The organism is Cupriavidus ulmosensis (assembly GCF_977008105.1).
On record NZ_CDRMWP010000003.1, the window covers coordinates 30,738 to 44,943 of the forward strand.

The 14,206-nt window shown below is 60.2% G+C and carries 12 protein-coding genes; 9 read left to right on the forward strand and 3 right to left on the reverse strand.

Annotated features, from left to right (window positions below; translation table 11 throughout):
• The first annotated feature begins 1 nt into the window (after position 1).
• From ACWTPI_RS34085 to ACWTPI_RS34095, 3 genes are all read left to right on the forward strand, one after another.
• On the forward strand, positions 2–1,222 hold the full coding sequence (locus ACWTPI_RS34085; RefSeq protein ID WP_156174006.1) for a type II secretion system F family protein: 1,221 nt from the start codon (positions 2–4) through the stop codon (positions 1,220–1,222).
• Positions 1,223–1,237: 15 nt separating this feature from the next.
• On the forward strand, positions 1,238–1,873 hold the full coding sequence (locus ACWTPI_RS34090; RefSeq protein ID WP_082080033.1) for a type 4 pilus major pilin: 636 nt from the start codon (positions 1,238–1,240) through the stop codon (positions 1,871–1,873).
• A 124-nt stretch (positions 1,874–1,997) separates the two neighbouring features.
• Positions 1,998–3,302 carry an adhesin gene (locus ACWTPI_RS34095; protein ID WP_082080030.1) on the forward strand — a complete coding sequence of 435 codons (1,305 nt, stop codon included), beginning with the start codon at positions 1,998–2,000 and terminating at the stop codon, positions 3,300–3,302.
• 54 nt (positions 3,303–3,356) lie between these two features.
• Here the strand turns inward: ACWTPI_RS34095 and ACWTPI_RS34100 are convergent, their stop codons facing one another.
• On the reverse strand, positions 3,357–4,208 hold the full coding sequence (locus tag ACWTPI_RS34100; protein ID WP_059414539.1) for a hypothetical protein: 852 nt from the start codon (positions 4,206–4,208) through the stop codon (positions 3,357–3,359).
• 935 nt (positions 4,209–5,143) lie between these two features.
• Between ACWTPI_RS34100 and ACWTPI_RS34105 the strand changes: the two genes are divergently transcribed.
• Positions 5,144–6,010 (forward strand): hypothetical protein, encoded by an 867-nt coding sequence (locus ACWTPI_RS34105; RefSeq protein WP_059414537.1) that lies wholly within the window; start codon positions 5,144–5,146, stop codon positions 6,008–6,010.
• A 325-nt stretch (positions 6,011–6,335) separates the two neighbouring features.
• Here the strand turns inward: ACWTPI_RS34105 and ACWTPI_RS34110 are convergent, their stop codons facing one another.
• Complete coding sequence (locus ACWTPI_RS34110; RefSeq protein WP_059414535.1) at positions 6,336–7,178, reverse strand: GSU2403 family nucleotidyltransferase fold protein; 843 nt, start codon at positions 7,176–7,178, stop codon at positions 6,336–6,338.
• The gene (locus ACWTPI_RS34115) at positions 7,175–8,308 is read right to left on the reverse strand and encodes a helix-turn-helix domain-containing protein (RefSeq protein ID WP_082080027.1); all 1,134 of its coding nucleotides are present in this window, start codon (positions 8,306–8,308) and stop codon (positions 7,175–7,177) included. Before ACWTPI_RS34115 ends, ACWTPI_RS34110 begins: the two co-directional genes overlap by 4 nt.
• 797 nt (positions 8,309–9,105) lie before the next feature.
• Here ACWTPI_RS34115 and ACWTPI_RS34120 point away from each other — a divergent pair.
• The 5 genes from ACWTPI_RS34120 to ACWTPI_RS34140 all read left to right on the forward strand — a co-directional run bounded on the left by ACWTPI_RS34120 (position 9,106) and on the right by ACWTPI_RS34140 (position 14,067).
• Complete coding sequence (locus ACWTPI_RS34120; RefSeq protein WP_156174005.1) at positions 9,106–9,495, forward strand: hypothetical protein; 390 nt, start codon at positions 9,106–9,108, stop codon at positions 9,493–9,495.
• A 204-nt stretch (positions 9,496–9,699) separates the two neighbouring features.
• Positions 9,700–10,335 carry a DUF1444 family protein gene (locus ACWTPI_RS34125; protein WP_059414531.1) on the forward strand — a complete coding sequence of 212 codons (636 nt, stop codon included), beginning with the start codon at positions 9,700–9,702 and terminating at the stop codon, positions 10,333–10,335.
• A gap of 110 nt (positions 10,336–10,445) precedes the next feature.
• Positions 10,446–10,715 carry a hypothetical protein gene (locus tag ACWTPI_RS34130; protein ID WP_156174004.1) on the forward strand — a complete coding sequence of 90 codons (270 nt, stop codon included), beginning with the start codon at positions 10,446–10,448 and terminating at the stop codon, positions 10,713–10,715.
• 207 nt (positions 10,716–10,922) lie between these two features.
• Entirely contained in the window at positions 10,923–12,656 is a 1,734-nt protein-coding gene (locus tag ACWTPI_RS34135) for an ATP-dependent nuclease (RefSeq protein WP_059414529.1), read from the forward strand.
• On the forward strand, positions 12,592–14,067 hold the full coding sequence (locus ACWTPI_RS34140; RefSeq protein ID WP_059414527.1) for a UvrD-helicase domain-containing protein: 1,476 nt from the start codon (positions 12,592–12,594) through the stop codon (positions 14,065–14,067). The genes ACWTPI_RS34135 and ACWTPI_RS34140 overlap by 65 nt, the downstream gene beginning before the upstream one ends.
• The last annotated feature ends 139 nt before the right edge of the window (positions 14,068–14,206 follow it).

Here is a 14,206-nt window from a genome sequence, read left to right on the forward strand (position 1 = left end):
CATGACGATGAGCGAAAAGATTCGCGGTGCGTTTGGCAAACTGGTCGGCCGGCGCGTCGTGAGCGCGGGCGACCGCATGTTTTCCGACAAGCTGTTCTGGGCCAAGCTGCGGTTCCGCTCGGAACGCGCGCAATACTACTTCGACCTGGCCAAGCGCATCGATGCGACACCCGGGGAGCCGATTTCCAACCATTTCGCGAAGGACGCGACACGCCGCGCCGGCGAGCCGCTCGGGCGCCTGGCTGCGCACTGGCTCGCCCGCTGGGAAGGCCTGCACGGGGAAGCCCAACAAGTCCGCCTGTCGGAGATCTTCCGCGGCACGGTGCCGGACGAGGACATCCCGATTCTCGCGGTTGCCGAGCAGGGCGGGGACATCCGGGAGGGGCTATATGCCCTCTCGGAAAACCTGATCGCGCTTGAGGATGCAAAGACCGGCATCGCGTCGACGCTCTTCAGTGTGGGTATGACGCTGGTGATTCTGCACGCGTACCTTGCGCTGATCGCGTTCCTGGTAGCACCCGAGCTGGACAAGGCGTTCGCCGTGAACCTGCGGGTTGAAAACTACGGGCCGTTGGCGTCGGCGTACCACTATGGGTCGGCGTTCATCCGGCACTGGGGCTGGGCGGTGTTGCTGACCGAGGTAGGCATCGTGTATTGGATCGTGCGTGCACTGACGCGCTACACGGGCCGATACCGCGCGTGGTTGGACCGAAGGGTCATCGTGTTCGACTTCTTCCGACGCTTCCACGGGGCGCAGTTCCTTGCGGGGATGGCCTCGTCGACCCGGAAGTTTGGCACGGACGCGCGCAACCTCACGCAGGCCCTGGAGCTGATTCGCTCGACTGCGTATCCGTACCTCGCTTACCACATCGACCGGATGCTGCTCAACCTCGAATACTCGCCGAACGACGGCGGCAAGGTTTTCGACACGGGCCTGTTCGATAAAGCGACCAGCTTCCGAATTCAGGACGTTGCCGAGTACGAGAGCAACCTGTCGAAGATGCTGGAGTCGGTCTCGAAGGAAATGCTCAAGAGCACGCCGCGCGAGATGCAGGTGAAGGCCGGGCGATTCAACCGACGCGCCAGCATTCTGCTCGTTGGGCTGATGGTCGCGCTGGCTTATATGCCCGCTTTCATGATTGACGAAGTCAAGACCAATGCCCGTATCCAGAAGATGTCTGGATACATGGGCGCCCCTTCTACCCCCGCCATTCACCCCTAACCTGGAGAACCGAACATGGCACGCACCAAACAAGCCGGCACGCTGGCAGTCGACACGTTCAACCGCAACACGCCGGATCACGCAACCACGGCCCCGCTCAATGTCTCGGGGATGAAGGAAGGGCAGCGCAACAAGCGGACACGCCGGCAGTGGGGCGGCGTGCTCGATGACTACGGCTTTTACCTCCTGCTCGCGGGCCTGGCGCTGCTCGCCGGTCTCGTCTATTTCTCGCGGAACCAGACCGATTCGCAGGTGCAGCAACTGACCACCGAGCTCAACAGCGTGATCGGGAAGGTGAAGACATCGTACCGTGGCCAGTACGACAAGGTGACGATGGCAGGCCTCATCGGCAACGGCATCTTCCGCGACCTGACCACGATGACCGAGGCCAGCGGCAGCGTGATTCTCCAGCCCGGCGGTGGCACGCTTACCGTCGCGCCGTCGCAGTTGCTCAGTGCTAACGACTCGCTGCAATGGACGATTCCGAACCAGCCCGATGCTGCGTGCGTATCGATCGTTGGTTCGTACCAAGCCAGCGCAGGCAAGATCATCGTGAACAACACGGTGATCAAGGCGGTCGGCGCCACGATCGACCCCAGCAAGGTTTCGTGCTCGGGCGGCAGCAACACGATCAACCTGTTCACGTCGTAATCACATCGAAAGAGGGCCTGTTCTCGCGAGCTTTCGGACGCAGGCGCTATGCATTTGTGTCCGAAAATAGCTTGCTGCCACACCTGCCCGGTCATTCGATCGGGCATTTCCATAGGAGCTGACCGTGCTGCTCACGGACATGTCTTTCACGCTAATCGTGTCGTCCATCGCCTTGGCCACGACGATCTCGACCTCGAACAAGGCGATCGACGAAGCCCTGTCAATCGGGACGGGCCAATATATGGCCAACGTGGCCAGTGCGGCGAACACGTACACGTTCGACAACTTCACGGCGCTCGCTGCGAGCCCGGCCGGCTCGACAACCATGACGGTGGGGAGCGTGTCCGCGGTCGTGGCCAATCCGCTGCATCCGACGATTCAGGACTTCATCAACCTGAAGCTGCTCCCGATTGGCTACAGCGAAAAAAGCCCACTCGGCCTCACGTTCGCAATCGACCTGACGCCGACGAACTGCGCGGGCGATATCACGGGCTGCACGATTCCCGGGCGGCTGTACTCGACCACGGCATATCGGGACACGGCCGGCAATATCCGGACGGACCATATGACGCTGGCGGTCGAAACAGCAGGCGTCGACGGGGGCACGTCCTACGCCGAGTCGCCGACGGTGGTCACGGGGATGGCGGCGAGCTGGACCGCGCCCAATCCGCTACCCGGCTCGCCGGCCGGCGTGCTCATGATGCGCGTGGGAAATAGCTCGCTGCTGGCGCAGAGCATGAACCAGTTCTACAAACGCGATGGTTCGCTGAACCTCACCGGTCCGATGGATGCCAACAACCAGGCCATGAACAGGGTGGGCAACTTCCAGTCCAATGGCTCCGTCTCCGCAAACGGCAATGTGGCCGCGGCCGGCCAGGTCAGCGGCGGCACGCTGCGTTCCGCTGGCGATGCGTCGATTGCGGGTAATGCCAGCGCGAATGGCCTCTATGGCAACCGCATTCAGTCCTATGGTGACGCCTCAGTAGGCGGGCTGATGTCCGCGAATGCGGTGACTACGAATCAAGTCACAAGCTACGGAAATATTTCGGCAACTGGTTCAGTGGCGGCGAATGGGTATCTGTATGCGGCGGGCTCAATTGTGCCGTCTACCGGTGGCGGGCAGACGGTCACTGAAGGGCAGTGGTGCGGAGACCCTCAGGGGTCAATCCGTTCTGACCCTGCTGGGCGCGTCTTGTCATGCCAAAGCAGTGTATGGCGACTTGGTAGCGGAACATCGAGCGTAGCTGATGGCGTCGTCGTTGGCGGAGCGACTGTTTGCAGCAACTATTGCTATGTTGGGATCTGCGTCACGAAGGCGGGAGCCCCCGGACAACAAAGTCCCGTTGGCGGGTGGGCATGCGCTCCCGGCACCGAATTCATCCCGACGTCGACCGGGTATTTGTCGAATCCCGGCGGAAACGGTGGCTAGGCGGGAGCCGCTTGTTTTGGGGGAATCGGCAACGCCGGTTCCCCCCCCCGTAACTCAGACAGGGCCAGTCGGGCTGGTGCACTTCAGGACAACGACGCCCGAGACGTCCCCGCTCGTAGGTGTCGGCATCGAGTAGCCGAGGGCAACGAGGGGATTCTTCGGGTCGCTGCCGAGTGCTTGGAGGTGAAAAAGAACTCCCGATGCCGAGCCGACGCCGTATAAGAGGGTGCCCGTGATCGTGGCCGTTGCATGGGCATCCGACCCGATTGCGATATCGAGCGTCAGAGTCTCGATTCCGGGGAAGGTGATGCCGATCACACCGGTGGCGGAGTTCAATTTGCCCGGGGCAAAATTACCGCTGGTCGCCGTTGGTGAGGTGGCGGCGATAGCCGTGCAATTCGCCTTGACCGTCGGTGCGCCGCTGAAGTCCGCATTGAGTGCTAGGGGCTTGCCGACCACATAGTGCGCTCCCTGGTTGCTGTTCAAGCTGCCCAGAATGTTGCTCGAACCATCGGTCCATCGACCGATCGCATATTCACCGTTACCGGAAACATCGACAACCTTGCCGGAGGACAGCGAGATCAGGCTGTTGGCGTCCGGGCCGATGGTGGTGTATGCGCCTTCGCTCGTGGTCTTTTGGAATGAAGCCACAAAGGAATTCGCGGCGATCGATTGTTGCGTCGAACGCGTCGAAGTCTCGGTCGACGGCACGAAAACCACGGCCAGCGGATCAGCGGTGACAGCCGGGGCGGTGCCCTGGACGGTGATCGCCGGCGCGGGCGGAGGCGTCGTCGTGGCCGGGGCCGAGGCGGCCGGCGCATCGCCACCGCCGCCGCCGCATGCGGCCAGTGCGAGGACCGCGGCTGCGGCAACTGCGGAGAACGCGAACTTGGTGCTCTTTTGCATTTTTCTTTTCCTATTGAGTTTCAGGGCTTTGGCGCATTTCTGTAGCGCTTGTACTTAGCTTACCGACTTGGCCGGGAAGTCAAGTCCGCGCGACGCCCCGACAAATAGTTGAGCGCGCAAAGACCCCAACCAATCCACATCGGCAGAAATTGGCTGATCTTGAGCCACCAGGGAGAGGGGTAGCCGCGCGCGAGTTTTCTTGGCAGTGGAAGGTGAGCGGGTGGAGCAGATGTTCGTGCTGAGCATCGCCGCGTACAACCTGGTGCGGATGCGCTCGTTGGGACAGATCCGCCCGCAGTTGCGGTGATCGAGGGACTGACGCTGGAAACGGGCCTCCCGCCGCAAGAAAACTCAATGCGAGGGCTTGCATCTTCCGGATTATGAAATCCAGGCACACCTGCCCGCACCAGCGAAAAATTCTGCATGTGTGCGGGGAGTACTTCCGCAGCCTGCTAGGCGAGGAGCATCGGAAAGCTATGAAGGCTTGCTGTGTCGGTCGCCAGAAGTGGAAATTCTGATTTGCGGTCGATCGCCTCAGCGAATGCTTGGCCGACAGCCATGGGGAAATAGCGGTGATGATCTAGGACGTTGGGATCGCGCCCCCATACGACTGCTCCACTCATTTTCGCGTAAGCGTGTCCACCAAAAGCAGCGAGCTCGCAAACGTCGGTGCAGTTATTTTTCTGGATTGGACAGTTCGCCATGCATGAAGATTCATGCCCATGCGTCTCTCGGCACAGAGTTCGTTTAAGGTAATGCCAGTCTGGCTCCAGTGTCTGAGTTCGTTCCACGTGGGCGAAGGGAGGCCAGGCACGCACGTATTGCACGTATCAACGGCCACGGCTTTCATATTTTCCCGCGCTCACTTCATTGAAGGATATAGTAGGGTTAGGTAACCAGTCAAAGAGCCGTCCATCCAATATAAATGAAAAAATATGAACTCCACCAATTTACAGATCGACACGCTTTTTCTTCTGGATCGCAATGTATTGTCCGTCATCAAAGTCGCGATCGCCGGAAAGGAACAGAAAGGGAATAAGGAGCAACGGATGCTCGATTTTCTTCGGGGAATCGACATGCCTCAATACGCCATCAGTCCATTGCCATCGTTGATGGAGGGCGAACATGGACGCGAAGACAACGTGACCGAGAAAACAATGCAGCTTGAGAAGGAAACGGAAGCGGTCTCCCGTTTTTTCAGGTCTGCGCGTACAGACTCCGAGTACCTTAAGTCTGCAAAGGATATGTTCGCTCAGCTCTTTGCGGGACTTCGGGAAGCCGACTGGGACGCGCGCGCAGCGTTCCGGACGAAGGCGGCACCTTTAATCATTGAACCGGTCGCACCAGCTGCGCGCAGGGCCGTCGAAGATAAGTTCGCTGAACTTGCAATATCGGGCGGGCTGAAAAGGACTGACGGCATCGTGGTTCTGTTCGTCGCCTGCTTGTACGGCAACCTTGATGCACGCAAGATGCTGAAGCCTGCAAAGCCAGACGCAACGTATAACGTGCTGAGCGACGTCCACCTCATTCCGAGAATCGCGCTTGTAAAAGCTGTGGCAAGAGAATTGCCAATTCAACTCAGGGTTCGCTTTCTCACTCTAGACGGTGGTCTAGAACAGGTGCTCGATAATGTTCGGATTGTCCTGCCTGAAGTCACTGGCGGGAGCCAACTGCAGATGCAAGTGAGGTATCTGCCTCCGCTGTTCACCGAACTGAGCGAGGACGACGCCATCGACTTGCTCAACAGGCTCAATACGCCCGCACAACCGGGTCAGGCTACTGATCCAATGCGGGCCGAGTAATGCACAGTTAGCCATACTGCGAGGTACCGAGCGCATCAGCGCCGGCGAACCGGTTGTTGAACAAGGGGGCGCGGCAGAACGGATACCTGCGACGTTTAGCGCCCGCTTCGACCGGAAGCTGTCGTCGACTGTGTGTGCCGCAATCGCGCTTTAGGGGGGCGGCAGGATATGCCGATATTGCCTGCGGAGGGATATGGTGCAGTCAGGCCGCCCGGCGAAGCAGGAACCGGCCGAAGGTACTCGCGCCCCCGTAGGCATCCCCTTATTTGGGGCGGAGGAAATATCAATCCTCGGGAACTTCTTAAGCACCAGGTCGGAGAGCTACCTACTTCGCTTTGCCGAAAAGCTCCTCGAAGCCGGTTTGGCAGATGTAGAGCATTTCTTTCGGGTCGATCTTGCGGTCTTCAGGAATCTCCACCGCATCACGGATGGTGTCGTTCACGTCCGAGAACAGCGCTTTGGCGCCTGCATGAATGGACTTGCGTTGTGGTTCGTCCAAGGTTGCTTCGAGACGCTTCCAAGTCGGGACGAGGTCGCTTTCGATCACCGTATTGAAGAGGTACATTGCATCGTAGATGTACAAGACGTCCTGCGCCCGTTTCTTCGAGACTCGGTCATCACGGATGAGGAGCTTCTGGACCATGAAGCTCACCGGATTCGGAACGCGCAGGTTTGCTACAGCCTCACTAACCCCCGATTCCTCCGCAGGGATTGTTACGAGCCACGGTTCATGCAACAGCACGTCGAGATGGCGCAGTTTTTGTGCGACGACACCGGCGTTGAGTTCAGTTGCATCAACCTCAAACTCCTTCGTTCGTTTGTTACGCCGCTTGCCGCTGCCGGTCAGCGGCGTGAGAAATTCCGCGTAGAATCCGTTGGCCTGCTCCCCCAACGTATAGCGCATTGCCGGCGGTCGGAAACCACCTGCGAAATTGGGCTCTTCTTTAAACCCAGCGCCCTCGAGCGCTTTCTTGATATCACCCTCGAGGGCTTCCTCTCTGCCATACGCTACATCAGCGTCCTGGGTGAAGATCGCACCGTACTCGGGATTGATGGCGCGAGGCTCGTATCGGTATAGCCGGTAGGCCCACCCCCCAACAAAGACGATCTTCGAGCGCCAGGGCTCAAGTGTCATGGCGAGTTTGCTGAATTCGATGAGGTCGCTCACGCGCTTTCTCCGATGACGTCTGCAAGAATCCCATGTTCCAATTCAGCGGCCTGCTCAGCGCCGCGTGCAGGGTGAGCCGAAACGTCGAGCCAAGTCTGGAAGATATCAGTAACCCGGATGCCGTCACGGAGTACACTGCCGCGCTGCAGCGATTGTGGAAAATTAGGTTGTTGAAGGATCAAATCAGGGGATTCGCCTTCCCGGGCACGGCGCATCTGGTGCCATTGTTCTGCCACAGTCAAGTTCGGAACCCAGACTGTCGGTGGTATGCCGCGAACATGGCCGACACCAAGGGCGCTCGCCGCGGCGAACATTCCAAGAATGCCGTGCTCCTTCTTTAAGAGCTTGACGATCTGATCGCTAGCCGGAGCTGGTGATAGGAATTTCATGGTTACCGCGAGCGACGGAGTCTGGTACGCCGCTTTCCATCTCTCCGCCAGTTTACGTCGCCGCACAAGCGTTAGAAATGGCCTGGACTCGATGAGACCTTCTTCTTTCAAGGCGTTCACCAGCCGTGTGGCTGTCATCTTGGAGACGCCTGCGGCATTCGCAAGGTCGGTCGCCGTGCGATAGCGAGTCGCATCTACACCGATCATTCCCTCGCGTTTAATGTCGACCGCCAGCAGGAGCTTGAGCATCCACTGGCTGAGATCCGAAAGCACCAATCGCGGTGGTGCGCTGTGGCTGGCCCAGTGGGAAGCCAACTGGGTGTTGCGCTGTTTGGATCGATGTAGGCCCGGGAAGTCAACGTACTCGGTCCCATCTCTCGACAGCAGGGCGAATGGCTCGCCGTCACCGTACTGCTGGTGAAAACTCACAAGACGGTCGACAAGTGTTGGCGCTGTACTGTTCACCCAGATCAGCACAGCGGGACGCACTCGTTGTTCCTTCGCGTGCAAGCGGGCCTCCAGTAGCCCCTGTGCAAACGCAGCAGTGAGCCGGTCTGCGCGTCCCTCATTGAACAACTTGAGCACCGCACAATAGGTGTGACCGCGATCACTCGTCAGGAAGACGTCCTCCGGATTCTCCGGCGATTTAGGCTCCACCAGTCGCCAACCGGCACCCTCAAACAGGTCACGAAAGGCATCCCAAGCGCGAAGCTCAGCGGGGATGTGCGATAGAGGATTCATGTCGTAGTCACTTGGCCGTGAGGAATAACTTGTCCGTGTTACATCTCACGGCCATGTTACTACGGTGCCGAATTTCCTTCAACCAGCGCCCTTTGCATAGCGCGGAGTTGCTGCGCAGGGGCCGGAGGCTCACGCACGCGGGTGGGCGGGCGGGCGGCGCCAGAGTACTGGCAACTGGCAGCTCAGGAGATCCCGGTTAGCCTGACCGGCGGCGCTGGCGTTTGCGCGTCAGCGCGGTCCCAGCCTTGAGGTCGGAGCGGCGTACTACTGGCCATCTGTGGTACCGGCTTGGGCGGCGAGCCGGTTGGCGCTGGCGTCGCCTCGGTTCGAGCTGCCTGGTGAGCCAGCATGTGGACTCTGGCGTCTTGCGCTCTCCGGGCGGTGCCGGTGCCGGCAGTTGGTTGCGCCGCAGGCCGCGGTCGACCGGCGGGGATGTGCGGACGCTAGCCGGCTCGCGAATGAACGGTTCGCACCGGCGTGACGGCAACTGGTGGGCCTGTCCGTGGGTGGTGTTGTAGTACGTGTTGAGTCGACGTTGGGCGCGTGCCTGGCCCGCGCCGGCATGCTGGCAACTGACGGCTCGGTAAAACCCGGCAGCGCGGCCGCCGCCGGTGACCTGGACCTGCCAGGGAATTCTGAGCAGCGCGAGCGGGGAGGATGCCAGGACACGCTGCCACAATGGCCGCAGCCAGAAGCGGCCATAGATTGCCCAGTTTGGAATCGCTCGCTTACGGCCGTATGCAAGCGTTCCGATATGCTCTTGGCTTCGAATGGCAACGAACAGTCTAGACCACTTCATGCTGACATTTTTCAAGAAGCGACAGCCGGCTCAACATCCACGCCTGTTTCAGCTTTCCATCCATGTCAAACGCGGTGACAACCGGGAAATGCCCTCGGAGTTAATTGGCGCCTACGTACCAGTCTTTGCCTCAGGCACCAGCCACGAGGTCGCCGCCCAACATGCGGTAACTGTACTTGTCGACCGTGGCTTCGAAGTCGTCGAAATCTGCGACGGAAAGATCCATGAACTCGACCCACACCAATGGGATGCTTTTGTCGATCAAGCCTGGCCGGAGTTCGCCTCGCAATTCCCTAGCCAGAGCAAAGTTTGTCGAGAACTCGCTGAGGGATTTCTATTCGTTGGTCCATTTGCTGGTTACACCACCAGCATGCCGTCCGACCGCTAAGGGTCGGTTGCTCCTCGGCGGCGTCCTAGCTAGCGCTGGCGGAAGTAGGGGGCCGACAGCGGTCCGCCGGTGACCTGCCTACCAGGACCGGGGCCGGCCAGTAGGGGTCACTGGGGGTTCCGATCTGTTTTGTATACATACTCGATGCAGGCGCGCTACCATGCACCTTCGCAGAGGGCACTTAATAAAACGTCGAGAATACGAATGTTTGGGCAGTCTAAAGGGCAAAAGACGCCGGCGACGACGAGCACCGGCAAGGAAGATTCGGAGCGAGCCTCAGCAGCAGGCTGCCTGGACCTTAACCTGCTAGTCCCCATCCTAAAGGTGATGGAACCGGCCGATCCCTCTGATGATGTCTTGGTCCTCGCTCGCGACGATTCGCCTGTCACGAGGCCGTTTGCGGCGGACTTGATCGTCATGTACGCAATCGACTTGCCAACTCACTTCCGTTTCGTTACCTATCGAGAACTCACGGACGCCTCGATTTCAGAGGAAGAGTTGTATGCAGTTGCCCTTCGCAATTTGCCTATGCGACTACCCGAGATTGAGTTTCATGGCGAGGCGCCTCGCTACATGGTCACCGCAGGTGGGAATTTTGAGGCGACGTTGTTGCTCTTGGAATCATTATGGGAGCAGATCGAGGAACAGATGCCCGGAGAAATTCTCGCTGTGGTTCCCGCGCGCGATTTGCTGTTCGTGTCGGCTTCTGGATGGGATGGCGCGCTGCCATTCATGCAGGAGATGGCTAGCAGAGATCTTCCTGAGAAACGGTACGCGCTGTCGAGATGCGTGCTCGCCCGTCGTGACGGAGAGTGGGTTCCTCACGCTCTTGCGGATTAGTTTGCCGGCTGCCGAATACAGCAGACTTCCGTCGCAGGCCACCAGGAATCATTCAGGTGTGCTCGTTGCCACAGGCCAGACACAGAATCAAAGGGGCAATTGAACAGGCTATGACTGTACAAACCAAGTCTGAAGCAATCAATCGTGCCATCCAACTTGCTGCAGCCCAGGGCAACCAGGTGAAGGAAATCAGTGATGGCTGGTCGGGAGCCGAGCAGGTTGTCTACATGGCCGGACGGCTCACGGAGACATTGCGCGCCGAGATTGAAGCCGGGATCCCGGAACTACGGTACTGGAAGTCCAAGCGAACACCTCAAAATCCAGCGGATGAGGGTTTTATCTCCACCGCACCCATCGTCGGCCTGTCGTTTCCGGCTTAGGGCCGCGGGGCTGCATCCGGCCATGAACCGTCATTAAAAGATAAGATCTGAGCGGCCGATATAGGTTGCACGCGTTCAGTCGGCCTCTAGACTCTCGGTGACAGGTTTGCCTGAGAGAGCTGACGTTAGGGAAGCCTGACGAGTACCCTTGCTTCCCTTCGGCGGCTTCAGGCGCGTTGGGATTAGCCAGATCAACTAAGAGTAAACATGACGCGCGTTCGTCGCCTTGAAATTCGCAATTTCCGCTCGATACAGACGCTTGATTGGACACCGTCCAACGGCGTGAACTGCCTTATTGGCCCGGGTGACAGCGGCAAGTCGACCATCCTCGATGCCCTCGACCTGTGCCTTGGAGCGCGGAGGAGCGCGCCTTTCGGCGACACGGACTTCTTCGGCCTGGACGTCACCGGGACAATCGTGATTGCGGTCACGCTCGGCGCACTACCCGACGCGCTGAAGAACATTGACACATACGGAGAGTTCCTTCGCGGATTTGACCTCGGCGCTGGGCTACTTGAAGACGAGCCGCGTGCAGGTTTGGAAACGGTTCTGACGCTGAAGCTCGAGGTCACGGGCGACCTCGAGCCGAGTTGGACACTCTATTCCGACCGAGCCGCTCACCAGCAACTGGAACGGTCTCTGGTCTGGAAGGACCGCAGCCTCCTAGCACCAGCCCGAATCGGCACCTACGCAAACACGAACCTTTCTTGGGCTAGGGGCTCGGTGTTGAACCGGCTCACGGAAGAGCGCGCGAACCTTGGCTCGGAACTCGCCGGCGCGGCACGCGCCGCCCGGGCCACCTTCGGCGCGCAGGCCGGCCCTCAACTCGCCCAGACCCTGCAAGTGGTAACCCAGACAGCTACCGGCCTGGGCGTAGCCGTCGGTGCGAGCGCTCAGGCGCTACTTGATGCTCACTCAGTGTCGATCGGCGACGGTGCTATCGCGCTCCATAGCGAGACCGGCATTCCTCTGCGGTCGCTGGGAACGGGTTCGGGGCGGCTGCTTGTCGCGGGGTTGCAAAGGGCCGCCGCCGCCGCCGCCACCGTCGCCCTGGTAGACGAGGTCGAGTACGGACTTGAGCCGCACCGGCTCATGCGACTGCTCGACTCACTCGGGGCGAAGGACGCGAGCCAGCCACTGCAGGTCTTTATGACAACCCATTCACCGGTGACGCTCAGGGAACTCGCTGGCAACCAGCTTTTCGTCGTGCGCCAGCGTTCGGGCATCCACACGGCCATATGTGCCGGTACAGACGACGGCATCCAGGGCACATTGCGCAAGGCGGCCGAGGCCTTCCTGTCCAAGTCCGTCATCGTCTGCGAAGGCGCCAGCGAGGTCGGATTCGCTCGCGGGATGGACCAGTGGTGGGTCCACTGTGGCGCGACGTCATTCCTGGCCCACGGAGGCTCATACGTGGACGCAGGCGGGGGAAGCCCCGATCAATGCTTCACACGGGGAGAGGCGTTCCTCAACTTGGGCTATCGCGTCCTCGTCTTCGTCGACGCGGACAAGCCTATTTCAACCGTCGGACTAGTTGAGAGATTCGTTGCCGCTGGCGGCCAGTACCTCACGTGGCGGCCCGGCTTGGCACTCGAGGACGAGTTATTCCGCCATTCAAGCGATGACGCGGTGCACGCACTGCTGAATAAGGCAGACGAGATGGTCGGCCGCGAGCTCATGGCCGAGCACATCAAGTCGAAGTCAAACGGACAAGTCACCTTGGATGCCATAGAGGCCGAACGGCTGAATGGCGGCTACACACCTGCGAGCCGAGAATTGCTCGGACTTGCCGCTCGCAATAACAAGAACGGTTGGTTCAAGTCATTGAGCGGTTTCCAGGAAATCGCCAAGGACATCGTCGGTCCCCACATAGCGAATGCAGAGCCGGGCTTCATCGAAGTTACGAACCAGCTCTGGGGGTGGACGAGTGCCGCCGCCTGAGATTGACATCTTCCAGGCGCGCCTAGGCTCAGTTACCGCCCCAGCCGGATGCGGCAAGACCCAGCTCATCGCGGATGCATTGAGTCTGCACGCCGACAACAAGCCAGTCCTGGTGCTGACGCACACCAATGCTGGAGTCACCGCTCTACGCGCCAGGCTCCAGCGTGGCGGCGTCCCAAGCTCAGCCTACAGGGTGTCGACCATCGACGGCTTCGCGATGCGGCTATCGGCCAAGTTTCCGCTCCGAGCGGGCCTCGACGCGCGCGTTCTCGAACTGGCCAACCCGAATGCCGACTACCCTGCTATCCGAGGTGCCGTGCAAGGGCTCCTGCAGGCCGGTCACATCAGTGACCCCATAACCTCGACATATTCGCGCTTGCTGGTCGACGAGTATCAGGACTGCAATGCCGCGCAGCACGCCATCGTCTGTTCCATCGCGCAGACACTGCCCACTTGTGTCCTTGGCGACCCGATGCAAGCGATATTCGGCTTCCGCGAGCCACTGGTCCACTGGGAGCGCGAGGCTCAGACCATGTTCCCGCCCATCGGCGCACTGCAGACCCCCTGGCGATGGCGACTCGCAGGCATGGACGCGCTGGGTGCCTGGCTACTTCAAGCCCGCGCATCATTGCAGGCTGGTCAATCTGTGGACCTGCGTGGGGCACCGGAGGGAGTCCAGTGGGTTCAACTAACCCAAGGCGCGGAATTGCAGCAACGACTGGTGGCCGCCCGGACGGAAGCGCCAACCCGAGACGGCCGCGTTCTGGTCATTGGCGACTCCATCAATGTCAATGGTCGGCATCAACTCACCATGCAGACGCCGGGTGCCACCTCCGTCGAGGCGGTCGACCTGAAAGACCTGGTGAACTTCGCCCGCCAGTTCGATTTGACGAACCCCAACGCGTTGCGAAAAATTGTCGAGTTCGCGACTTCACTGATGACCGGGGTGGGTGCCGCAAACTTCCTCACGCGAGTCGAAACGATACGAGGCGGCCGAGCACGCATCCCTGCGACGCCTGCAGAGGCCGCAGCAGTGGCGTTCATGGCGGCTCCCAGCCACACGACTTCAATTGATCTGCTTCAGTCCCTCGCGGACCAACGCAATGCGCGTGTCTACCGACCCGAGGTGCTGCACTGCTGTATCTCAGCGCTGAGGGCGGCCGGGGGCGAAGTCGGGTTCGTTGGCGCGGTGATTCAGACCCGCGAGCGAAACCGCCAACTGGCTCGGCCGCTGGGCCGGCGAGCCGTTGGAAGCACGCTTCTTCTGAAAGGGCTGGAGGCTGACGTCGTGGTCATACTTGAGCCCGAGCGCATGACTGCACAACACCTCTACGTGGCTCTGACGCGAGGCGCAAGACGAGTCGTAGTTTGCTCGTCGACGCCGTTGCTAACGCCTGCCCCGGGCCGTTAGCGAACGCTCATTCAACAGTCACATTCAACAATCGAACTCACCCTCTCAATGGCGGCTGTCGGACCCTCGACGGCCGCTCCTCGCTCCAAATCGGACGTGCGCTATCGGACATCGAGCTTCTGCTCCCGCTACCAACTGA

Excerpts from the sequence above, each read along its gene's own strand:
- ACWTPI_RS34100 (WP_059414539.1), bottom strand. The coding sequence starts at position 4,208 with ATGCAAAAGAGCACCAAGTTCGCGTTCTCCGCAGTTGCCGCAGCCGCG.
- ACWTPI_RS34130 (WP_156174004.1), top strand. The coding sequence starts at position 10,446 with ATGACTGTACAAACCAAGTCTGAAGCAATCAATCGTGCCATCCAACTT.
- ACWTPI_RS34120 (WP_156174005.1), top strand. The coding sequence starts at position 9,106 with ATGCTGACATTTTTCAAGAAGCGACAGCCGGCTCAACATCCACGCCTG.
- ACWTPI_RS34135 (WP_059414529.1), top strand. The coding sequence starts at position 10,923 with ATGACGCGCGTTCGTCGCCTTGAAATTCGCAATTTCCGCTCGATACAG.
- ACWTPI_RS34085 (WP_156174006.1), top strand. The coding sequence starts at position 2 with ATGACGATGAGCGAAAAGATTCGCGGTGCGTTTGGCAAACTGGTCGGC.
- ACWTPI_RS34090 (WP_082080033.1), top strand. The coding sequence starts at position 1,238 with ATGGCACGCACCAAACAAGCCGGCACGCTGGCAGTCGACACGTTCAAC.
- ACWTPI_RS34115 (WP_082080027.1), bottom strand. The coding sequence starts at position 8,308 with ATGAATCCTCTATCGCACATCCCCGCTGAGCTTCGCGCTTGGGATGCC.
- ACWTPI_RS34105 (WP_059414537.1), top strand. The coding sequence starts at position 5,144 with ATGAACTCCACCAATTTACAGATCGACACGCTTTTTCTTCTGGATCGC.
- ACWTPI_RS34140 (WP_059414527.1), top strand. The coding sequence starts at position 12,592 with ATGCAGAGCCGGGCTTCATCGAAGTTACGAACCAGCTCTGGGGGTGGA.
- ACWTPI_RS34125 (WP_059414531.1), top strand. The coding sequence starts at position 9,700 with ATGTTTGGGCAGTCTAAAGGGCAAAAGACGCCGGCGACGACGAGCACC.